This is a genomic window from Pseudomonas sp. NyZ201 (assembly GCF_049860765.1).
Classification (GTDB): domain Bacteria; phylum Pseudomonadota; class Gammaproteobacteria; order Pseudomonadales; family Pseudomonadaceae; genus Aquipseudomonas; species Aquipseudomonas bharatica.
This window is the reverse complement of sequence record NZ_CP187557.1, coordinates 1,550,888-1,571,302: the sequence shown is the minus strand read 5'-3', so window position 1 is coordinate 1,571,302 and position 20,415 is coordinate 1,550,888. Positions and strand designations below refer to the sequence as shown.

Annotated in this window: 18 protein-coding genes; 9 read left to right on the top strand and 9 right to left on the bottom strand. The window is 64.6% G+C overall.

Going from position 1 to position 20,415, the window contains the following annotated elements:
• Positions 1–13: 13 nt before the first annotated feature.
• Positions 14–2,167 carry a mechanosensitive ion channel family protein gene (locus tag ACPFMA_RS07230; RefSeq protein ID WP_009407477.1) on the top strand — a complete coding sequence of 718 codons (2,154 nt, stop codon included), beginning with the start codon at positions 14–16 and terminating at the stop codon, positions 2,165–2,167.
• On the opposite strand, the gene ACPFMA_RS07225 is transcribed toward ACPFMA_RS07230, so the two are convergent.
• On the bottom strand, positions 2,164–2,877 hold the full coding sequence (locus tag ACPFMA_RS07225; protein ID WP_064304978.1) for a UTRA domain-containing protein: 714 nt from the start codon (positions 2,875–2,877) through the stop codon (positions 2,164–2,166). The two genes, ACPFMA_RS07230 and ACPFMA_RS07225, sit on opposite strands and share 4 nt — an antisense overlap.
• A gap of 345 nt (positions 2,878–3,222) precedes the next feature.
• Between ACPFMA_RS07225 and ACPFMA_RS07220 the strand changes: the two genes are divergently transcribed.
• From ACPFMA_RS07220 to ACPFMA_RS07195, 6 genes are all read left to right on the top strand, one after another.
• Entirely contained in the window at positions 3,223–4,287 is a 1,065-nt protein-coding gene (locus tag ACPFMA_RS07220) for an ABC transporter substrate-binding protein (RefSeq protein WP_009407473.1), read from the top strand.
• 130 nt (positions 4,288–4,417) lie between these two features.
• The gene (locus tag ACPFMA_RS07215; protein WP_425929904.1) at positions 4,418–5,224 is read left to right on the top strand and encodes an alkaline phosphatase family protein; all 807 of its coding nucleotides are present in this window, start codon (positions 4,418–4,420) and stop codon (positions 5,222–5,224) included.
• On the top strand, positions 5,221–6,063 hold the full coding sequence (locus ACPFMA_RS07210; RefSeq protein ID WP_009407469.1) for an ABC transporter permease: 843 nt from the start codon (positions 5,221–5,223) through the stop codon (positions 6,061–6,063). Before ACPFMA_RS07215 ends, ACPFMA_RS07210 begins: the two co-directional genes overlap by 4 nt.
• Positions 6,050–6,847 (top strand): ABC transporter permease, encoded by a 798-nt coding sequence (locus ACPFMA_RS07205; RefSeq protein WP_009407467.1) that lies wholly within the window; start codon positions 6,050–6,052, stop codon positions 6,845–6,847. The genes ACPFMA_RS07210 and ACPFMA_RS07205 overlap by 14 nt, the downstream gene beginning before the upstream one ends.
• A gap of 1 nt (position 6,848) precedes the next feature.
• Positions 6,849–7,838, top strand: coding sequence for an ABC transporter ATP-binding protein (locus ACPFMA_RS07200; RefSeq protein WP_064304980.1), 990 nt, complete (start codon positions 6,849–6,851; stop codon positions 7,836–7,838).
• Between the two features lie 22 nt (positions 7,839–7,860).
• On the top strand, positions 7,861–8,514 hold the full coding sequence (locus ACPFMA_RS07195; RefSeq protein ID WP_009407463.1) for an HAD family hydrolase: 654 nt from the start codon (positions 7,861–7,863) through the stop codon (positions 8,512–8,514).
• 113 nt (positions 8,515–8,627) lie between these two features.
• Here the strand turns inward: ACPFMA_RS07195 and ACPFMA_RS07190 are convergent, their stop codons facing one another.
• Positions 8,628–9,590: an NAD(P)H-quinone oxidoreductase gene (locus ACPFMA_RS07190; RefSeq protein WP_064304982.1), complete on the bottom strand. Its 963-nt coding sequence runs from the start codon at positions 9,588–9,590 to the stop codon at positions 8,628–8,630.
• Between the two features lie 138 nt (positions 9,591–9,728).
• Between ACPFMA_RS07190 and ACPFMA_RS07185 the strand changes: the two genes are divergently transcribed.
• Together ACPFMA_RS07185 and ACPFMA_RS07180 are read left to right on the top strand one after the other, a co-directional pair.
• On the top strand, positions 9,729–11,831 hold the full coding sequence (locus ACPFMA_RS07185; RefSeq protein WP_420057532.1) for a carboxy terminal-processing peptidase: 2,103 nt from the start codon (positions 9,729–9,731) through the stop codon (positions 11,829–11,831).
• Between the two features lie 134 nt (positions 11,832–11,965).
• Positions 11,966–13,723 (top strand): bifunctional diguanylate cyclase/phosphodiesterase, encoded by a 1,758-nt coding sequence (locus tag ACPFMA_RS07180; RefSeq protein WP_064304984.1) that lies wholly within the window; start codon positions 11,966–11,968, stop codon positions 13,721–13,723.
• 58 nt (positions 13,724–13,781) lie between these two features.
• Here ACPFMA_RS07180 and ACPFMA_RS07175 read toward each other — a convergent pair whose 3' ends face one another.
• The 7 genes from ACPFMA_RS07175 to nirB form a co-directional block, all read right to left on the bottom strand.
• A complete protein-coding gene (locus ACPFMA_RS07175) occupies positions 13,782–14,150 on the bottom strand; it encodes a hypothetical protein (protein ID WP_009407455.1) in 369 nt (122 codons plus the stop codon).
• On the bottom strand, positions 14,147–14,491 hold the full coding sequence (locus ACPFMA_RS07170; RefSeq protein WP_064304985.1) for a helix-turn-helix domain-containing protein: 345 nt from the start codon (positions 14,489–14,491) through the stop codon (positions 14,147–14,149). The genes ACPFMA_RS07175 and ACPFMA_RS07170 overlap by 4 nt, the downstream gene beginning before the upstream one ends.
• A gap of 100 nt (positions 14,492–14,591) precedes the next feature.
• On the bottom strand, positions 14,592–15,032 hold the full coding sequence (locus tag ACPFMA_RS07165; protein ID WP_064304986.1) for a YkvA family protein: 441 nt from the start codon (positions 15,030–15,032) through the stop codon (positions 14,592–14,594).
• A 275-nt stretch (positions 15,033–15,307) separates the two neighbouring features.
• Positions 15,308–16,069 (bottom strand): FKBP-type peptidyl-prolyl cis-trans isomerase, encoded by a 762-nt coding sequence (locus ACPFMA_RS07160; RefSeq protein WP_425929903.1) that lies wholly within the window; start codon positions 16,067–16,069, stop codon positions 15,308–15,310.
• Positions 16,070–16,246: 177 nt separating this feature from the next.
• Positions 16,247–17,179, bottom strand: coding sequence for a pca operon transcription factor PcaQ (gene pcaQ / locus ACPFMA_RS07155; protein ID WP_009407447.1), 933 nt, complete (start codon positions 17,177–17,179; stop codon positions 16,247–16,249).
• A gap of 133 nt (positions 17,180–17,312) precedes the next feature.
• Entirely contained in the window at positions 17,313–17,672 is a 360-nt protein-coding gene (nirD, locus tag ACPFMA_RS07150; RefSeq protein ID WP_064304987.1) for a nitrite reductase small subunit NirD, read from the bottom strand.
• The gene (nirB, locus tag ACPFMA_RS07145; RefSeq protein WP_425929902.1) at positions 17,672–20,230 is read right to left on the bottom strand and encodes a nitrite reductase large subunit NirB; all 2,559 of its coding nucleotides are present in this window, start codon (positions 20,228–20,230) and stop codon (positions 17,672–17,674) included. Before nirB ends, nirD begins: the two co-directional genes overlap by 1 nt.
• Positions 20,231–20,415: the final 185 nt, after the last annotated feature.

The following is a 20,415-nucleotide window of genomic DNA, read 5'->3' as shown; positions in this document are numbered from 1 at the left end:
GGTTGATCGTCCAGTGTCCGCCCTTCTGCGCTGTTTCACTCTGCTACTGCTGATCTTCGCTGCCCAGGCCCAGGCCGCCGGCCTGCCGAGCCTGCTCGGCGGCAGCACGCCGGCCCAGCCCCAGGCCAGCGAACCCCTGGGCAAGTCCCTCGACGAAGTCATCACCACGCTGGAAAACGACCAGCAACGCACGCGCCTGCTCAACGACCTGAAGAAGCTCCGCGACAGCACCCGCCAGGCCCAGCCGGACCCTGAGCAGGGCGTGCTGGGCCTGATCGGCGGCACCTTCGCCGAACTGGAAAAGCAGTTCAGCGGCGACGCCAGCCCGTTCAAGCGCTGGGCCGACGAAATGGAACTGGCGGGCGTCGAACTCGCGGCGCTGAAAGTCCCGGTGCAGCAATTGCCGGGGCTGCTGTTCGGCTTCATCGCCATCCTCGCCTTGTGGAGCCTGCTGGCCTACGCCCTGAACTGGGCCAGCCACCGCTTGCGCGTGCGCTTCGGCCTGACCGAGGAACTGCCCCAGCATCCGCGCACCTGGGACCTGGTGCGCTTCGCCCTGCGCAAGCTGGGGCCCTGGCTGGTGGCGCTGATCATCACCGTGTACCTGAGCTTCGCCCTGCCCTCCTCGCTGGGCAAATCGATGGCCATGGTCATCGCCTACGCCCTGGTGGTGGGTACCCTGTTCTCGGCCATCTGCGTGATCGCCTTCTCCCTGCTCGACGGCCCGCACCGCCACCGTGCCCTGCATATCCTGCGGCACCGGGCCTTCCGCCCGCTGTGGCTGATCGGCAGCTTCGCCGCCTTCGGCGAGGCGATGAACGACCCGCGCCTGTACCTGGCCCTCGGCACCCACCTGGCCCATGCCCTGGCGACCCTGGCCAATATCCTCGCGGCCCTGTCCACGGCGCTGTTCATCCTGCGTTTCCGCCGCCCCATCGCCCACCTGATCCGCAACCAGCCGCTGGCCCATCGGCTCAAGCGCCGTGCCCTGAGCGACACGATCGAAGTCCTTGGCAGTTTCTGGTACCTGCCGGCCCTGGTGCTGGTGGGCATCTCGCTGTTCGCCACCTTCGTCTCCGCAGGCGATACCAGCACAGCCCTGCGCCAGTCGTTGATGTGCACGGTACTGGTGATCCTGTGCATGGTGATCAACGGCCTGGTCCGTCGCCACGCACTCCGGCAGCAGCGCAACAACCGGCGCCAGGCGGTGTACGCCGAGCGCCTGCGCAGCTTCGCCTACACCCTGGTGCACCTGGGCGTCTGGCTGGTATTCATCGAGCTGGGCCTGCGGGTCTGGGGCCTGTCGCTGATCAGCTTCGCCGAAGGCGAAGGCCATGAAGTGGCGATCCGCATGGGCGGCCTGGCCGGCACCCTGATCGCCGCCTGGCTGGTGTGGATCCTCGCCGATACCGCCGTGCACCACGCCCTGACCCGCTCCCGCAAGGGCCTGGCCAACGCCCGGGCGCAGACCATGATGCCGCTGATCCGCAACGTACTGTTCGTGACCATCGCCATCATCGCCCTGATCATCGCCCTGGCGAACATGGGCATGAACGTCACCCCACTGCTGGCCGGTGCCGGTGTGATCGGCCTGGCCATCGGTTTCGGCGCGCAATCGCTGGTGGCCGACCTGATCACCGGCCTGTTCATCATCATCGAGGACTCCCTGGCGATCGACGACTACGTCGATGTCGGTGGCCATCTCGGCACCGTCGAGGGCCTGACCATCCGCACCGTGCGCCTGCGCGATATCGACGGCATCGTCCACACCATCCCGTTCAGCGAGATCAAGAGCATCAAGAACTATTCCCGGGAGTTCGGCTACGCGATCTTCCGCATCGCCATTCCCTACAACATGGGCATCGACCAGGCCATCGCGCTGATTCGCGACGTCGGCCAGAAGATGCGCAGCGACCCGTTGCAGCGCCGCAATATCTGGTCGCCGCTGGAGTTGCAGGGCGTGGAGAGTTTCGAATCCGGCTCGGCGGTGCTGCGGGCGCGCTTCAAGACCGCGCCGATCAAGCAATGGGAGGTATCGAGGGCCTTCAACCTGGCGCTCAAGCGCCAGCTCGACGAGGCCGGGCTGGACCTCGCCACCCCGCGTCTGTCGGTACAGGTGCTGACCACCGCCGGCGGCACCGCGGCCGAGGGTAGCGAAAAGGCCTAGCCCGCATCGGCGCGGATGCGGATCGCATCGTGCCGCCAATACTCGAGGTCGCAGTCGATCAGTCGCCCCGACTGGTCGCTGTTGACCCGGGTGATATGCAGGCCGGCGCTGCCCGGTGACACCTTCAATGCCGAGGCCGCCGCGGTCGGCAGCGCGGTTGGCAGGATCTCGAAGCACACCCGCCCGTAGCGGATGCCATAGTGACGATCATAGATCTCGGTCAGCGACTGGCCCAGGTCGTGTTCGAGGATGCCGGGAAAGTAGTCCGGGTTCAGGTAATGCTCGGCATAGAGCACCGCACGCCCGTCGATGCGGCGCAGGCGGCAGATCTGGATCACGCTGGACAGTGGCGGCAGCTTCAGGCGCGCGCAGATCGCCGCGGCCGCCGGTTGCAGGCGCGCCGAGAGCAGTTCGGTAGCCGGGATGCGCCCTTGCTCGCGCACCATGGCATGGAAGTGACTGCGCTCGATCAGGTCGTAGGTCAGCCGTTGCGGGGCGACGAACCAGCCTCGCCGCTCCTCGCGGTAGATCAGGCCCTGGGCCTCCAGCTGGACCAGCGCTTCGCGCAGGGTAATCCGGGTGGTGTCGAATACTTCACTGAGCTTGCGTTCAGCCGGCAGCTTGCCGCCGGGCGGGAGCAGGCCGTGTTCGATCTGCTCCTGCAAGGCGTGGCAAATGGCTGTAACGGCACGGGGCGGCGGTGCATGCATCAAGGGCTTCCTTCTGGACTAGTCCAGCCGCACCCGATGCCCTGCAAGGGTGCATCTGGCGCGGCTGGAAAAACGTCTTGAGCTTAGGCAAAGCAGATGAACCTGAGATGACAAGTGCGCCCAACGGTCATTGCCGCCCGGGCTGGAGGCCACGGCCATCGTGCTCTCAACCGTGGTCTACGCTGTATTTCCAGAGTCGGTCGGCAGCGCCCGGCAAGGCTGTTCGACATCAAACTGTCACGCAACATGCCTACCTTGGCTCAGGTATTGCTGACCTAGACCAACCGAAACGCAACAACGCCCCAACCTCTCATGTCGTGCAAGGCACCCATTAAGGAGCTTCGGATGAAACAGCTTTTCCTGGCCTCTCTGTTAGGCGCAAGCATTGCCCTGTCGCATGCGGCCGTGGCCGCCGACACCGACCTCAAGGCCCTGGAGGACGCCGCCCGCAAGGAAGGCACCGTCAATAGCGTGGGCATGCCCGATGCCTGGGCGAACTGGAAAGGAACCTGGGAAGACCTGGCGAAGAAATACGGCCTCAAGCATATGGACACCGACATGAGCTCGGCCCAGGAAGTGGCCAAGTTCGACGCCGAGAAGGACAACGCCAGCGCCGACATCGGCGATGTCGGCGCCGCCTTCGGCCCGATCGCCGTGGCCAAGGGCGTGACCCAGCCATACAAGCCGAGCACCTGGGACCAGGTCCCGGCCTGGGCGAAGGACCAGGACGGGCACTGGGCGCTGGCCTATACCGGCACCATCGCCTTCATCATCAACAAGCAACTGGTGAAGGAAGAGGACATGCCGAAAACCTGGCATGACCTGGAAAAAGGCAAGTACAAGGTCGCCATCGGCGACGTCGGCACTGCCGCACAGGCTGCCAATGGCGTACTGGCCGCCGCCATCGCCTACAAGGGTGACGAGAAGAACATCGAGCCGGGCCTGCAACTGTTCACCAAGCTGGCCCAGCAGAAGCGCCTGTCGCTGGCCAACCCGACCATCCAGACCCTGGAAAAGGGTGAAGTGGAAGTGGGCGTGGTATGGGACTTCAATGGCCTGAGCTACCGCGAGCAGATCGATCCCAAGCGCTTCGAAGTGCTGATTCCGGCCGATGGCTCGGTGATCTCCGGCTACACCACCATCATCAACAAGTACGCCAAGCACCCGAACGCCGCCAAGCTGACCCGCGAATACATCTTCAGCGATGCCGGGCAGACCAACCTGGCGATCGGCCATGCGCGCCCGATCCGTGCCGAGCACCTGAAGCTGCCGGCTGACGTCCAGGCCAAGCTGCTGCCGAACGAGCAATACCGCGCCGCCCAGCCGATCAAGGATGCGGCCGCGTGGGAGGCGACCTCCAAGGCACTGCCGCAGAAGTGGCAGGAGCAGGTCATCATCGAGATGGAGTGAGGCCTTAGCAGGGACCGTGTGGGAGCGGGTTCACCCGCGATTGCGTCGGTGGATTCACTATCGCAATCGCGGGTAAACCCGCTCCCACAGGGACCGCGCAAGGCTACACACACGGTCCCCGGAGCCTCACATGAAGCACAAAGTCATCCTTGTCCTGCTCGACGGCCTCAACCACCAGGTCGCGCACCATGCCATGGGCCACCTGCACGCCTGGGTCGAAGCCGACCGCGCCGCCCTCTATCGCCTGGAGTGCGAGCTGCCAGCCCTGTCCCGGCCGCTGTACGAATGCATCCTCACCGGCGTTGCGCCGATCGACAGCGGCATCGTGCACAACCAGGTGTTGCGCCTGTCGACCCAGCGCAGCATCTTCCACTACGCCCGTGACGCCGGCGTGCCCACTGCCGCCGCGGCCTATCACTGGGTCAGCGAGCTGTACAACCGCACGCCCTTCGACCCGGTCCGCGACCGCCATACCCACGCGCCGAAGCTGCCGATCCAGCACGGTCTGTTCTACTACGCCGACCATTACCCGGACTCGCACCTGTTCGCCGATGCCGAATACCTGCGGCGCAAGCACGACCCCGGTTTCCTCCTGATCCACCCGATGAACATCGACGACGCCGGCCACCGCCATGGCCTGGACAGCAGCCAGTACCGCAACAGCGCGCGCTCGGCCGACATCCTCCTGGCCGACTACCTGGCCACCTGGCTCGCCGAGGGTTACCAGGTGCTGGTGACCGCCGACCACGGCATGAACAACGACCGCTCGCACAACGGCCTGCTCCCGGAAGAACGGGAAGTGCCGCTGTTCGTGTTCGGCGACGGTTTCAGCCTCGACCCCACGGCCAAGCCCCTGCAGACCGAACTGTGCGGCACCGTCTGCCAGCTGCTGGGCGTGGCCCACGACAAACCGCTTTGCCGGGAGCTGCTCTCGTGAATCCGTTTTCCCGCGGCAAGTGGCTGGCATTGCTGTGCCTGCTGCCCTTCGCCCTGTTCTTCATCATCTTCCAGATCGCCCCGCTGGCCTGGGTGGCGATCCACAGCCTGCAAGCCGAGAGCGGCTGGGGCCTGGACAACTTCAGCAAGATCCTGGGCTCGAAGTTCTACCGCCAGGCCATCCAGCACAGCCTGGAGATCAGCTTCTGGTCGAGCCTGTTCGGCATCCTGGTGGCGGTGCTGGGCAGCTATTCGTTGCAACGGGTCGACTCGCGCCTGCGCGACTTCGTCAACGCCTTCGCCAACATGACCAGCAACTTCTCGGGGGTGCCGCTGGCCTTCGCCTTCATCATCCTGCTGGGCTTCAACGGCGCCCTGACCCTGGCCCTGAAACAGGCCGGGCTGATCGAGGATTTCAACCTGTATTCCAAGACCGGGCTGATCATCCTCTACACCTATTTCCAGATTCCCCTCGGCGTACTGCTGCTCTACCCGGCCTTCGACGCCCTGCGCGAAGACTGGCGCGAGTCCGCCGCCCTGCTCGGTGCGAGCCCCTGGCAGTACTGGCGGCATATCGGCCTGCCGGTGCTGACGCCGGCCCTGCTCGGTACCTTCGTCATCCTCCTGGCCAACGCCCTCGGTGCCTACGCCACGGTGTACGCGCTGACCACCGGTAATTTCAACGTCCTGCCGATCCGCATCGCCGCGCTGGTGGCCGGCGATATTTCCCTCGACCCGAACCTGGCCAGCGCACTGGCGATCATCCTGGTGGGCCTCATGACCCTGGTGACCCTGGTCCATCAATGGCTGCTGAAGAGGAGCTACCATGTCGCGCGCTGAACCCGCACGCAGTGCCGTCTACCACCGGCTGGTGGTCTGGGCCCTGTTCCTTGTCCTGCTGCTGCCGCTGGCCGGCACCCTGCTCTACTCCATTTCCACCAGTTGGTCGGCGAGCCTTCTGCCCAGCGGCCTGACCTTCAAATGGTACCTGGCGCTGTGGAGCGATCCGCGCTTCCTCACCGCTTTCGCCCAGTCGCTGCTGGTCTGCGTCGGCGCCCTGGTCCTGTCGGTGCTGCTGATCCTGCCGCTGCTGTTCGTCGTGCATTACCACTTCCCCAGGCTCGACGGACTAATGAACATCCTCATCCTGCTGCCGTTCGCGGTGCCGCCGGTGGTGTCCTCGGTGGGCCTGCTGCAGCTCTATGGCTCCGGGCCGATGGCCATGGTCGGCACGCCCTGGATCCTGATCGGCTGCTACTTCACCGTGGCCCTGCCGTTCATGTACCGGGCCATCACCAACAACCTCCAGGCCATCAACTTGCGCGACCTGATGGATGCCGCCCAACTGCTCGGCGCCAGCACCTGGCAGGCGGCGTTCCTGGTAGTGCTGCCGAACCTGCGCAAGGGCCTGATGGTCGCCCTGCTGCTGTCGTTCTCCTTCCTCTTCGGCGAGTTCGTGTTCGCCAACCTGCTGGTGGGTACCCGCTACGAAACCCTGCAGGTGTACCTGAACAACATGCGCAACAGCAGCGGCCACTTCAACAGTGCCCTGGTGATTTCCTACTTCCTCTTCGTGCTGGTGCTGACCTGGGCAGCCAACCGCCTGAACAAGGACAAAACCTGAAATGAGCTTCGTCAGCATCCAGAACCTGGAAAAGACCTACGCCGGCAGCCCGGTGTTCAAGGACATCAATTTCGACATCGCTCGCGGCGAATTCATCACCCTGCTCGGCCCGTCCGGCTGCGGCAAGTCGACCCTGCTGCGCTGCATCGCCGGCCTGACCCCGGTGGACAGCGGCAGGATCCTCCTCGACGGTACCGACCTGGTTCCGCTGAGCCCGCAAAAACGCGGGATCGGCATGGTGTTCCAGAGCTATGCGCTGTTTCCCAACATGACCGTGGCGCAGAACGTCGCCTTCGGCCTGCGCATGCAGAAGGTCGCCAGCCAGGACAGTCGGTCGCGGGTGGAGGAAGCCCTGCGCATGGTCGAGTTGCAGGACTTCGCCGCGCGCTATCCACACCAGCTGTCCGGCGGCCAGTGCCAGCGCGTGGCCCTGGCCCGCTCGCTGGTGACCCGCCCGCGCCTGCTGCTGCTCGACGAACCGCTGTCGGCCCTCGATGCACGCATTCGCAAGCACCTGCGCGAGCAGATCCGCAGCATCCAGCGCGAGCTGGGGCTGACCACGGTGTTCGTCACCCACGACCAGGAGGAGGCGCTGACCCTGTCGGACCGCATCTTCCTGATGAACCAGGGCCGGATCGTCCAGAGCGGCGACGCCGAAACCCTCTACACCGCGCCGGTGGACGCCTTCGCCGCCGGGTTCATCGGCAACTACAACCTGCTCGACGCCGAAAGCGCCAGCCGCCTGCTCGAGCGCCCGGTGAGCTGCCGCCTGGCGATCCGCCCGGAAGCCATCGCCCTGAGCCTGGACGGAGCCCTCGACGGCCAGGTGCGCAGCCACAGCCTGCTCGGCAATATCATCCGCTACCGGGTCGAGGCCCGCGGCGTCGAGCTGTCGGTGGACGTGCTCAATCGCTCGTCCGCGGATCTCTATCCGGACGGGCAACGGGTATCCTTGTCGATCGATCCAACTGCCCTGCGCGAAGTCGCGTAGGGATGCACGGGAGTTTTGCGTTATGGCTTTAGCGATCTTCGATCTGGACGAAACCCTGATCCACGGCGACTGCGCTTCGCTGTGGAGCGAGCAGATGGCCCGCCTGGGCTGGGTCGATGGCCCGTCGTTCCTGCGTCGCGACCATGAGTTGATGGAGGCCTACGGCAAGGGCCACCTGGCGATGGAGGACTACATGGCCTTCAGCCTGGAGCCGGTGGCCGGGCGCACGCCGGAGGAAGTCGAGCATCTGGTCGAACCCTGGGTCGAGGACGTCATCGAGCCGATCATTTTCAGCGATGCCTGCCGGGCAATCGCCGAGCACCGGCGCCTGGGCGACCGGATCCTGGTGATCTCGGCCTCGGGCACCCACCTGGTGGGTCCGATCGCGGCGCGGCTGGGGATCGATGAGTTCCTGGCCATCGACCTCGAGGTAGTCAATGGAGTCTACAGCGGGCGCACCCAGGGTGTGCTGACCTACCGGGAAGGCAAGATCACCCGCCTGCTGGAGTGGCTGGATCAGGAAGAGGAGAACCTGGAGGGAGCGAGTTTCTATTCGGACTCGCGCAATGATCTGCCGCTGCTGCTGAAGGTGGACCACCCGCATGTGGTGAATCCGGATCCGGTGCTGCGCGAGCATGCCGAGAAGAATGGCTGGCCGATTCTGGCCTGGAGCTGAAGGGTTTAGCAGGGACCGTGTGGGAGCGGGTTCACCCGCGATTGCGGTAGTGAATTCAACGACGCAATCGCGGGTGAACCCGCTCCCACAGAGTCCGTGTAAGTCCTCAGGCTTTATACAAGGCTCGGATCAACCACCAGCACCAGCTTCCCGGAAACCTGGTTCCCCGCCAGTTCCTCGAACGCCGCCTGGGCATCCGCCACCGGATAACTGCCCACCAACTGCGGCTTCAGGCGCCCTTCGGTGAACAGCGGCCACACCTGCTGGTGCAGATCGCTGAGCAGGTCGGCCTTGAACTGGTCACTGCGGTTGCGCAAGGTCGAGCCGGTCAGTTGGATACGCTTGCCCAGTACCTGGGCCAGGTCCAGATTCGCCTCGCGTCCACCCATCAGGCCGATGATCACCCAGCGCCCGTCGCGGCCCAGCACCTTCAGGTTCAGCTCGGTGTAGCTGGCGCCCACCGGATCGAGCACCACATCGAAGGGCGCGAAGTCGTTCAGTGCCTCGAGATCGACACCGCGCACCACACCGCCGATGGCGCCCAGGCTTTCGCAATAGGCCAGGCGATCGGCGGAGCCGACGCTGACCCAGCACGGGCTGCCGAACGCCTTGCACAACTGGATCGCCGCCGAGCCCACGCCGCTGGCACCGGCATGCAACAGCACCTTCTCGCCCGGGCGCAGGCCACCGAGCTGGAACAGGTTGAGCCAGGCCGTGGCATACACTTCGGGAATCGCGGCAGCCTCCTGCAGGCCCAGGCCTTGCGGCACCGGCAGCACATGGCGCGCATCGACCACCACTTCCTCGGCCATCCCGCCGCCGGCCAGCAGCGCACAGACCCGGTCACCCACCTGCCAGGACGCCCCGGCCCCCACCTCGGTAATCACCCCGGAGCACTCCAGGCCAAGGTACTCGCTGGCCCCGGGCGGCGGCGGATAAAGCCCGGCACGCTGCAACAGGTCGGCACGGTTGAGGCCCGCGGCGGCAACCCGGATTCGCACTTGACCTACATCGCAGGTTGGACTTGTCGCCTCAACCCACTCCACATGGCCTTCAACGCCTTGCAATGCCTTCACAGTGCCTCCATAGTTGATGTCAGACGGGGCCTGGAGCTGCTAGCTCCAGGCTTTTTGCATTCTGCGCCCGGCTCTTTGGAGCCGGCGAATCAAAGACGGCCCACTATGCGTTATCAATTGCCCCTGCGTCGAATCGGCATGAAGCACTTCTTCTCCAGCACCGCCCTCGCCTTGCTGATCGGCCTTGGCAATCTGCCGCTGGCAGATCATGCCCTGGCTGCTGCCACCGCCCCGGCGGCCAACAGCTGGGACTCGCTTCAGCCCGACCGCGACCAGGCGATGGCGAGCGTCAACATCGTCGAGCTGCTCAAGCGTCGTCACTACAGCAAGCCGCCGCTGGACGACGCCCGCTCGGTGATCATCTATGACAGCTACCTCAAGCTGCTGGATCCGGCGCGCAGCTACTTCCTCGCCAGCGATATCGCCGAATTCGACAAGTGGAAGACCCAGTTCGACGATTTCCTCAAGAGCGGCAACCTCGAACCCGGCTTCGATATCTACAAGCGCTACCTGGACCGGGTGAAGTCGCGTCTGGACTTCACCCTGGCCGAGCTGGACAAGGGCGTCGACAAGATCGACTTCACCACCCACGAAACCCTGCTGGTGGACCGCAAGGACGCCCCCTGGATCAAGACCGGTGCCGAGCTGGACGACCTCTGGCGCAAACGCCTGAAGGACGAGGTCCTGCGCCTGAAGATCGCCGGCAAGGAACCCAAGGCCATCCAGGAACTGCTGGTCAAGCGCTACAAGAACCAGCTGGCGCGCCTGGGGCAGACCCGCTCGGAAGATATCTTCCAGGCCTACATCAACACCTTCGCCCAGTCCTACGACCCGCACACCAACTACCTGTCGCCGGATAACGCGGAAAACTTCGACATCAACATGAGCCTGTCGCTGGAAGGCATCGGCGCCGTGCTGCAGAGCGATAACGACCAGGTCAAGATCGTCCGCCTGGTACCCGCCGGCCCGGCCGCCAAGACCAAGCAGGTCGCACCTGCCGACAAGATCGTCGGGGTTGCCCAGGGCGACGGCGAGATGGTCGACGTGATCGGGTGGCGCCTGGATGAAGTGGTCAAGAAGATCCGTGGCCCGAAAGGCTCGGTGGTGCGGCTCGAGGTGATTCCGGCGAGCAACGCGCCGAACGACCAGACCAGCAAGATCGTCACCATCACCCGCGAAGCGGTGAAGCTCGAAGAGCAGGCAGCGAAGAAATCCGTGCTGGAGCTCAAGCAGGACGGCCACACCTACAAGATCGGCATCATCGAACTGCCGGCCTTCTACCAGGACTTCAAGGCCATGCGTGCCGGCGACGCCGAGTACAAGAGCACTACGCGGGACGTGAAGAAACTGCTCGGCGAACTGAAGAAAGACAACGTCGACGGTGTGGTGATCGACCTGCGCAACAACGGCGGCGGTTCGCTGCAGGAAGCCCAGGAGCTGACCAGCCTGTTCATCGACAGTGGTCCGACCGTGCTGATCCGCAGCGCCGATGGCCGCCTGGCCGTGCTCGAGGACCAGAACCCCACCGGCGCCTACTACCGTGGCCCGCTGGCGGTGCTGGTCAATCGCCTGTCGGCCTCGGCGTCGGAAATCTTTGCCGGCGCCATGCAGGACTACCACCGGGCCCTGATCATCGGTGGCCAGACCTTCGGCAAGGGCACCGTGCAGAACCTCGAACCGCTCAATCACGGCGAGCTCAAGGTCACCATGGCCAAGTTCTACCGGGTTTCCGGCCAGAGCACCCAGCATCAAGGCGTACTGCCCGACATCGATTACCCGTCGATCATCGACACCAAGGAAATCGGCGAAAGCGCACTGCCCGAGGCCATGCCCTGGGACACCATCCGCGCCGCGATCAAGCCGACCAGCGATCCGTTCAAGCCGTACCTGGCCCAGCTCAAGGCTCGCCATGACGCCCGCAGCGCCAAGGACGCCGAGTTCGTCTACATCCGTGACCGCCTGGCCCTGACCCAGAAGCTGATGAGCGAGAAGACCGTCAGCCTCAACGAGGAAGAACGCCGCGCCAAGCACACCGCTATCGAGAACCAGCAACTGGCCCTGGAAAACACCCGGCGCAAGGCCAAGGGCGAAGAACCGCTCAAGGAGCTGAAGAAGGAAGACGAGGATGCGATCCCCGCCGAGCCGGACGACAGCAAACCGGAAGACGACGCCTACCTCAGCGAAACCGGGCGTATCCTGCTGGACTACCTGAGCCTCAACGCCTCGGTGGCGAAACACTGAAGAAAGGCTGAATCGATAATGGCGAAATACCATGATCGAGTAGCATTGCGTCATTAAACAGTCATCAAACTGTCGTGAAATAAGGGACTGAGCGCTATCGGCGCCCAGTCCCTTTTTTTCAAGGTAGCAGCGAGATGACCATGACCGAACAGCTCAGCGCATTGAGTTCCATCCTGACTCAAGGCGGCTTGCACAGCCTGTTCCAGCCCATCGTCTGCCTTTCCGAACGGCGCATCCTGGGTTACGAAGCCCTGAGCCGCGGCCCGTCCAACAGCCCCTTGCATTCACCGATCAACCTGTTCGCGGTGGCCCGTCATGCCGGGCGCCTGACCGAGCTGGAGATCGCCTGCCGGGAAAGTGCCTGTCGGCGTTTCAGCCAGCAGAAACTGGAAGGCAAGCTGTTCCTGAACGTCTCTCCCGAGTCGCTGCTCGAACCGCAGTACCAGTCCGGGCTGACCCTGAAGTTGCTGCAGAACCTTGGAATCCCGGCGAGCCGGGTGGTCATCGAACTTACCGAACAGACCCCGACCGACGATTTCCAGCTGCTCTACAACGCCCTGCACCACTACCGCGACATGGGATTCTCCATTGCCCTGGATGACCTCGGCGCCGGCTATTCGAGCCTGCGCCTGTGGTCGGAACTGCGCCCGGACTACGTGAAGATCGATCGCCATTTCATCGACGGCATTCATCTGGATGCGGTAAAGCGCGAGTTCGTCGGGTCCATCCTGCAGATCGCCAAGGCGTCGCGGGCCAAGGTGGTTGCCGAGGGCATCGAACTGCCCGAGGAGCTGGCGGTGCTGACCGAGATGGGCGTGGACCTGGTCCAGGGTTACCTGGTCTGCCGGCCCCAGGAGCATCCGCCGAAGGACGTCACGCTGCTGCTTCCCGGTTCGATGCTGAACAGCCTGCCGGTGCTTGGCGACGAAGCCTCCGATCTCGGCGCACTCCTTATCGACCAACCGGCCGTCACCCGCGATACCGCGACGCCGTTGGTGCTGGAAGCGTTCCGCCGACAGGCCAACCTCAACTCGCTGGCGGTGCTCGACGAGCAACAGCGACCTTGTGGCATCGTCCACCGCTATTCGCTCTCCGATGCCCTGCTCAAGCCCTTCGCCACCGAACTCTTCGCGCGCAAGCCGGTCAGCCGGCTGATGAGCGAGGATTTCCTTGCGGTAGAGTTGGGCCAGTCGCTGCAAAGTGTCAGCCGCCTGCTCACCAGCCGCGCACGGCAGCGTATCGAGGAAGACTTCATCATCACCGACCAGGGGCGCTATGTCGGCCTGGGGCGGGTCATCGACGTGCTGAAATTGATCACCGAGCAGAAGATCCAGCAGGCCCGCTACGCCAACCCGCTGACCCTGCTGCCGGGCAACGTGCCGATCCAGCAATGCCTGGCGCGGTTGCTGCAACAGCGGCGCCAGGCGGCGATCTGCTATGTCGATATCGACAGTTTCAAACCGTTCAACGATATCTACGGCTACGCCCGCGGTGACGAAGTGTTGCTATGCCTGGCGCAGTGCCTGAACGAACGGGTCGACCCGAGCCGGGACTTCGTCGGGCACATCGGTGGCGACGATTTCATGCTGGTCTTGAGTTCGCAGGATTGGCAGCAGCGCCTGGATGTATTGCTGGCGGATTTCGAACAGCAGTGCCGGCGGTTCTACCGCAGCGAGCACGTGGAGGCGGGATGTTTCATTGCCCACAACCGGCTCGGGCAGCGCCAGGAGTTTCCATTGCTGTCGCTGTCGATCGGAGTGGTGCAGTTGCGTGCGGAAACCTGCGGCGAACTGGATGCGGACCAACTGGCGGACCTGGCGTCGCAGGCCAAGCATCATGCCAAGGAGGTTCAGGGGGCCAGTGTGTATCTCATAGATACTGCGGCGGCCTGAAAGGCCTCATCGCTGCGGTGCGGCGGTCCGACAAGCCAGCGATGAGGCCCTCGAAGACTCAAGCTTCTTCGGGATAGGAATACTCGAACACCCGCACCACCTCCGACGCATGCCACGACGCCGCCGCCATGCCGTCCGAAGGTCCGGAAAACCGTCCCAGCCGCTCCACGCATTCGAAAAACCCGGTGCGTGGCAGGCGGCTCGCCCCCTGGCTGATCACCAGCGAACTGCGCAACGGCTGTTCGGCGCGGGCATCCAGCACCGCCAGGTATTCCAGCGCTGCGGTGAGGGTCTGCATCGCCGGGCTCGGCAGTTGCAGACGCTCCAGCAGCGCGCGGTAGGTCAGCAGATGGCGTTGACGGCGGGCCACATCCAGCTCGCCGAGCAAGCCCTCCCAGTGCTGCCGGCTGATCCGTACGGCGCTCATGACGGATCGCTCCAGCCGGATAATCCCAGCTCCCAGGCCAGGCTGCGGCGAATCGCCGAATCCGGCACGCGCTCGCCGCTTTCGATCATCGCCAGGTAGGCCGGGCTGATACCGACCTTGCGCGCCAGTTGCTCGGCAGGAATGCCCTTGGCCTCACGCAGTACGGCCAGCCTGCTCAGGGAGGGCACGCTGGCCGGGGAAGAAGCTGCTTCAGTGGTGGTTTGTGCTTCGGTGGACACCGCCTCCGGTTGCCCTGCCGCCTTGAGTAACGCCTGATATTGATCCCAGGGAACAACCGCGTACTCGGGTTGACCATCTCGGCTGATAACCTGAATAGCCATTACAACCCCCTTGTCGGACTTCTCGCATGTAATCTGTAGGCATAATCGTTATGCCAATAATATTACCAGCCATCCGGGGAATTGCAGCACGCTGCGGTAATCAGCTGTGGTTTTGCTCCAGACGCAGCGCCTCGGGCGTGTCCGGCAGGCGCTCGACCACACGCAGCTTTTCCGGCGACTGGCGCTGGCGCCAGGCGCGGAAGGCGTCCAGTTCGTCGCTCACGGTCTTCAGCACCCAGCCGAGCACGGCGATGTCGTCGAGCATGCCCACGCCCAGCAACCAGTCCGGGATCGCGTCCAGCGGGCTGACGAAATACAGCAGGCCGGCGACGATGGTCACCAGTGCCTTCGGACTGATCGCCCGGTACTCGCCACGCCACCAGGCCACGCACAGCGCCTGCAGCAGGCGCACATCCTCCTTCAGTTGCCCCAGCCGCGGGCCTTTGCGCGCCACGGCGAACAACAGCGCCGGCAGGCGTCCGCGGCTGAGCAGACGCTCGGCGAGGGGCAGGAAGCGGGTGAAATTCCAGGGTGCTTTCATGGGACCTCCATCAGCGGTGGCGGGAAGGTTATCCACATTAATTGTGGATAACCTTGTGAACAGAGCTTCGTTTCCGGTCCGGGGCTCCCGGTAGACAAGGGCCGGGGTCGGATCGGGCGTTTTTTACACACTTGTGTCACTGCGCAATCGTTTTGCGGAACTTTTTGTGAACCCGGTCACAGCGGCCCCGACCACTCTACTCCGGCCCTCCGGCAAAAACGACAACGCCCCGTAGCCGTGAGGCTACGGGGCGTTGGACAACAGCGACAGCCAGATTACTTGGCTGGAGCAGCGTCGGCAGCCGGCGCTTCAGGAGCGGCATCGGTTTCAGGGGCTTCCAGCTTGGAAGCGTCCTTGATGCCCAGCAGTTCCAGATCGAAGACCAGCACCGAGTTGGCCGGGATCATCGGGCTAGGGCTCTGCGCGCCGTAGGCCAGTTCAGCCGGGATGAACAGCTTGACCTTCTCGCCCACGTGCATCAGTTGCAGACCTTCGACCCAGCCCGGGATCACGCCGCTGACCGGCAGGTCGATCGGCGCACCGCGCTCGACCGAGCTGTCGAAGACCTTGCCGTCGATCAGCTTGCCTTCGTAATGGACGGTAACCACGTCGGTAGGCTTGGGCTGGGCGCCGTCGGCTTTCTTCACGACTTCGTACTGCAGGCCGGAAGCGGTGGTGACCACACCCGGCTTCTTGCCGTTTTCCTCGAGGAATTTCTTGCCTGCGGCAGCGGACTCTTCGCCCTGCTTGGCCAGGCGCTCTTCGGCACGCTTCTGCAGCGCGGCGAAGGCTTCGATCAGCTCGTCGTCCTTCAGGCGTTGCTCTTTCTTGCCGATGGCATCTTCGATGCCCTGGGCAACGGCCTTGGAATCGAGGTCGTCCATGCCTTCCTGGGCCAGGCTCTTGCCCATGTTCAGGCCGATACCGTAGGAGGCTTTCTGTGCCGGGGTTTTCAGCTCGACGCTGGTCTGCGAATCGCAACCCGCCAGGACCAGGCTAACCAGGGCAACCGCAGCCGCCAACCGATGCTGTTTCATGCTATTTCCTTGTTCATGCGCCAAAGGGGCAATCGGGGTAAAGCCGCGAGAATATCAGGCGGCCACGACCAATGGCTACCGGCAATAGGAACGAGAAAAGCCCCGGAAGTTCAGGACCATGAACAGTTCTTCATGCAGCCGGGCGGCACCAGGCCAGCAGGCGCGTCGCAGCCGGCCTCACGGGTAGTCGCCGTCCCGGTATTGTGCTGCAACTTCGCGCAACACTTCACATAGCCATTGCGCCGGCAGCGTGGCGGGCAAGGCCGCGTTGCTGCAAATCCCCACGGAACCACCGGGTTCGCTGACGCCCAGGTCGAGCTCGTGCAGCTCGCCGCGGTCCAGATCGACCCGCACCGCATCCCGGGGCGCGACCCAGACCGCATCGCTACCCTGCACATAACGCCGGCTCAGGGCCGGGGACAGGGTTTCCAGACGCTGGCGCGGCTGCTCGATGGCGCATTGCACGAACAGGCTGTCGGCATGCTTGCGGATCGTGGTGCCGGCCAGCGGCAGCACCAGCGGGTAGTCGGCAAGGCGCGCGCGCTCCAGCGGGTCGCTGGCCAGCAGTGGATGGCCCGGACGCACCACCAGCGACATCGACTCGCTGTACAGGTGCTCGAACAGCAGGCCCTGGATCTGCGGGCTGTCGGTCATGCGGCCGATCACCAGGTCCAGTTCGCCCACGTGCAACTGCGCCAGCAGATGGGCGCTGGGGCCGGTGGCGACGCTGACTACCAGGGCCGCATGGCGCTGGTGCAGGCGGCGGATGACCTCCGGCATGAGCAGGCTTTCGACAGTGGACAACACGCCGACCCTGACCTGCGGCGGCGCGTGCTCTTCGCCTCGCAGGCTGCTGACGCCTTCGCGCAGGGCCTGCACGCAAGGCCCTGCGTAGCGCATGAAACGCACGCCGGCCGGGGTCAGCTCGACGCCCTGGCGGCCGCGTTCGAACAGGCGGGTCTGGAGCAGGTCTTCGAGTTCCTTGAGGGTCTTGGAAATCGCCGGCTGGGTAATGGCCACGGCATCTGCGGCCTTGGCGAAACTGCCCTGGCGGGCGATTTCGAGAAAGCACAGGAGGTGGCGGAATTTGATGCGGGTGTCGAGGTTCATGAGGTGGGAGTGTATCTGTGTCCTGACATTTTTGTGCCGGGTTTGAGGGCCCTATCGCTGGCAAGCCAGCTCCCACAGGTTCACCAGTGTTCCCGAGAGCACCGCTGTACCTGTGGGGCAACCCGGTTACATGTCAGCCCGCGATTTCCACCCGCCCCTCATTCACCCGTACCGGCCACACCCGCAAAGCCTGTTGTTCATCCTCCAGGCAGCGCCCATCGCGCAAGCAGAAATGCTGCTTGTACAACGGCGACGCCACCACCAACTCGCCCTTCAGGCTGCCGATCAACCCCCGCCCGATCACATTGGCCCCGGAGAGCGGATCGTGGTTGTCCAGTGCATGCACCTCGGTTTCGGCTCCCGGCACATAGAACAGCGCGACCTGGGCGCCCTGGTGCCAGACCACTACCCCGGAACGTGCAACCAGGTCGGTTTCGGCACAGACCGGCGTCCATTCGACCGGCGGGTTCACAACAGCATTCGTCTGGCTCATCAGAGCACCTCCTCGGTGACGGGAATCAGGTGCAGCTCGGCAGCGGCAATCGGCCGGCGCTGCCCGCGTTCGCGGACGAAGTGCAGGTCCGGGTCGGCTCGCTGGTCGTTGACGAAGGTACGGAAACGCTTGAGCTTTTCCGGGTCCTTGAGAGCGTTTGCCCATTCGCACTCATAACGATCGACCACGTGCTGCATCTGCGCTTCCAGTTCGGCCGCCAGGCCCAGGCTGTCGTCGAGGATCACCTGCTTGAGGTAGTCCAGCCCGCCCTCCAGGTTCTCGCGCCAGACCGACGTGCGCTGCAGCTTGTCGGCGGTGCGGATGTAGAACATCAGCAAGCGATCGATCAGCCGCACCAGCGTGGCGTCATCCAGGTCGGTGGCGAACAGTTCGGCATGACGCGGACGCATGCCGCCATTACCGCAGACATAAAGGTTCCAGCCCTTCTCGGTAGCGATCACGCCGATATCCTTGCTCTGCGCCTCGGCGCATTCGCGGGTGCAGCCGGACACGGCGAACTTGAGTTTGTGCGGCGAACGCAGGCCCTTGTAGCGGTCTTCCAGGTGCAGGGCCATCTTCACGCTGTCCTGCACCCCGTAGCGGCACCAGGTGCTGCCCACGCAGGACTTCACCGTGCGCGTCGACTTGCCATAGGCATGCCCGGTCTCGAAGCCGGCAGCAATCAGTTCTTCCCAGATCAGCGGCAGTTCGTGCAGTTGCGCGCCGAACAGGTCGATACGCTGGCCGCCGGTGATCTTGGTGTAGAGATCGTATTTCTTCGCCACCTCGCCGATCACGATCAGCTTGTCCGGGGTGATCTCGCCGCCAGGGATGCGCGGCACCACCGAGTAGGTGCCGTTCTTCTGCATGTTGGCCATGAAGGTGTCGTTGGTGTCCTGCAGCGGCACCAGCGCCGGGTCCATGATCGGCTGGTTCCAGCACGAAGCGAGGATCGAGCCGACCGTGGGTTTGCAGATGTCGCAGCCCAGGTGGCCCTTGCCGTGGCGGGCGAGCAGTTCGTCGAAATCGCGGATGCCTTCCACCCGCACCAGCGCATAAAGCTCCTGGCGGGTATAGGCGAAGTGTTCGCAAAGGCTCTTGTCCACGGCCACGCCGCGCGCCGTCAGTTCATGCTCGAACACCTGCTTGAGCAAGGCCGCGCAGCCGCCGCAACCGCTGGCCGCCTTGGTGCAGCCCTTGACCGCCGCGAGGTCGGCGCAACCGCTGTCGATGGCGGCGCAGATCGCCCCCTTGCTGACGTTGTGGCAGGAGCAGATGGTCGCACTGTCCGGCAGGGCATCGGCGCCCAGGGCGGGGGCACCGGAGGATTGCGGGAGGATCAGTGCCGAAGGATCGGCGGGTACGGCGATGCCGTTCTGGGCGTATTGCAGCAGGGTGTCGTAGTAGCTGTTGTCACCCACCAGCACTGCGCCGATCACCCGCTTGCCGCTGGCGTCCAGCACCAGCCGGCGATAGCTGCTGCCGCCTTCGTCGATGAAGCGGTAGCTGCGCGAGCCCGGGGTGGCGCCGTGGGCATCGCCGATGGAACCGACATCGACGCCCAGCAGCTTGAGCTTGGTCGACATATCGGCGCCAGCGAAGGCAACCGACGGTTGCCCGGCCAGGGCCGCCGCCAGGTTGCGCGCCATGCTGTAGCCCGGGGCGACCAGGCCGAATACGCTGCCATTCCACGACGCGCATTCGCCGATGGCGTAGATCTGCGGATCGCTGCTGCGGCACTCGCCATCGATCACCACGCCGCCACGGGGGGCTACGTCCAGACCGCAGGCGCGGGCCAGGGCGTCCTGGGGGCGGATACCGGCGGAGAACACGATCAGGTCGGTTTCGAGGAACTCGCCGCCGTCGAAGTTCATCCGGTAGCGGTACTCCTCGCCTGCAACGATGGCCTGGGTGGCGCGGGACAGGTGCACACCGACCCCAAGTGCCTCGATCCGCGCACGCAGCGCCGCTCCGCCTTCAGCGTCCAGTTGCACCGGCATCAGGCGCGGGGCGAATTCCACCACATGGGCTTCCAGGCCGAGGGACTTGAGGGCGTTGGCCGCTTCCAGGCCAAGCAGGCCACCACCGACCACCACCCCGCGCCGGGCGCTGGCGGCGGCGGCACGGATGTTGTCGAGGTCGTCGAGGGTGCGATAGACCAGGCGCGCCGCGCCTTCGGAACCCTCGATCGGCGGGACGAAGGGATAGGACCCGGTAGCGAGGATCAGACGGTCGTAGGCATAACGGCCGGCGCTGGTCACCACTTCGCGGCGCTCGCGGTCCACTTCCAGCACAGCCTCGTGCAGATGCAGGGCCACACCGTGTTCGGCGTACAGGCCGGCGTCGCCCAGGGCCAGGGCTTCGGCGTCGCTGCCGCCGAAGTATTCGGACAGGTGCACGCGGTCATAGGCGCGCTGGCGCTCCTCGCCGAATACCCGCACCTCGAAACGCCCCAGGGCGCCGCGTTCGATCAATTGCTCGACGCAGTGATGGCCAACCATGCCGTTGCCGACGATAACCAGCTTTTCTCGTTGTTGGATGGACGCGAAAGCGTTCATGCGCGGTTCCTCACGGTGCGGGGCGTGCCCCGGAAAAAACACAAAAAAAGGCGCCTGGAGCCGAAGCTCCAGGCGCCTTTGCCTGGTCTTGATCGTTGTGGTCCGGTGCGGTGATCGACGTTGACCACCCGGGACGTTGTGGAAAGGTAAAAGCAGGGACTGTGCCAAGTGCTGGCAGGGCCTGA

Bases quoted from the DNA above. Each gene is read 5' to 3' on its own strand.
- ACPFMA_RS07180 (WP_064304984.1), top strand. From the start codon at position 11,966: ATGACCATGACCGAACAGCTCAGCGCATTGAGTTCCATCCTGACTCAA.
- ACPFMA_RS07160 (WP_425929903.1), bottom strand. From the start codon at position 16,069: ATGAAACAGCATCGGTTGGCGGCTGCGGTTGCCCTGGTTAGCCTGGTC.
- ACPFMA_RS07165 (WP_064304986.1), bottom strand. From the start codon at position 15,032: ATGAAAGCACCCTGGAATTTCACCCGCTTCCTGCCCCTCGCCGAGCGT.
- nirB (WP_425929902.1), bottom strand. From the start codon at position 20,230: ATGAACGCTTTCGCGTCCATCCAACAACGAGAAAAGCTGGTTATCGTC.
- ACPFMA_RS07185 (WP_420057532.1), top strand. From the start codon at position 9,729: ATGAAGCACTTCTTCTCCAGCACCGCCCTCGCCTTGCTGATCGGCCTT.
- ACPFMA_RS07205 (WP_009407467.1), top strand. From the start codon at position 6,050: ATGTCGCGCGCTGAACCCGCACGCAGTGCCGTCTACCACCGGCTGGTG.
- ACPFMA_RS07200 (WP_064304980.1), top strand. From the start codon at position 6,849: ATGAGCTTCGTCAGCATCCAGAACCTGGAAAAGACCTACGCCGGCAGC.
- pcaQ (WP_009407447.1), bottom strand. From the start codon at position 17,179: ATGAACCTCGACACCCGCATCAAATTCCGCCACCTCCTGTGCTTTCTC.
- ACPFMA_RS07170 (WP_064304985.1), bottom strand. From the start codon at position 14,491: ATGGCTATTCAGGTTATCAGCCGAGATGGTCAACCCGAGTACGCGGTT.
- ACPFMA_RS07215 (WP_425929904.1), top strand. From the start codon at position 4,418: ATGAAGCACAAAGTCATCCTTGTCCTGCTCGACGGCCTCAACCACCAG.
- ACPFMA_RS07195 (WP_009407463.1), top strand. From the start codon at position 7,861: ATGGCTTTAGCGATCTTCGATCTGGACGAAACCCTGATCCACGGCGAC.
- ACPFMA_RS07175 (WP_009407455.1), bottom strand. From the start codon at position 14,150: ATGAGCGCCGTACGGATCAGCCGGCAGCACTGGGAGGGCTTGCTCGGC.
- ACPFMA_RS07220 (WP_009407473.1), top strand. From the start codon at position 3,223: ATGAAACAGCTTTTCCTGGCCTCTCTGTTAGGCGCAAGCATTGCCCTG.
- nirD (WP_064304987.1), bottom strand. From the start codon at position 17,672: ATGAGCCAGACGAATGCTGTTGTGAACCCGCCGGTCGAATGGACGCCG.
- ACPFMA_RS07225 (WP_064304978.1), bottom strand. From the start codon at position 2,877: ATGCATGCACCGCCGCCCCGTGCCGTTACAGCCATTTGCCACGCCTTG.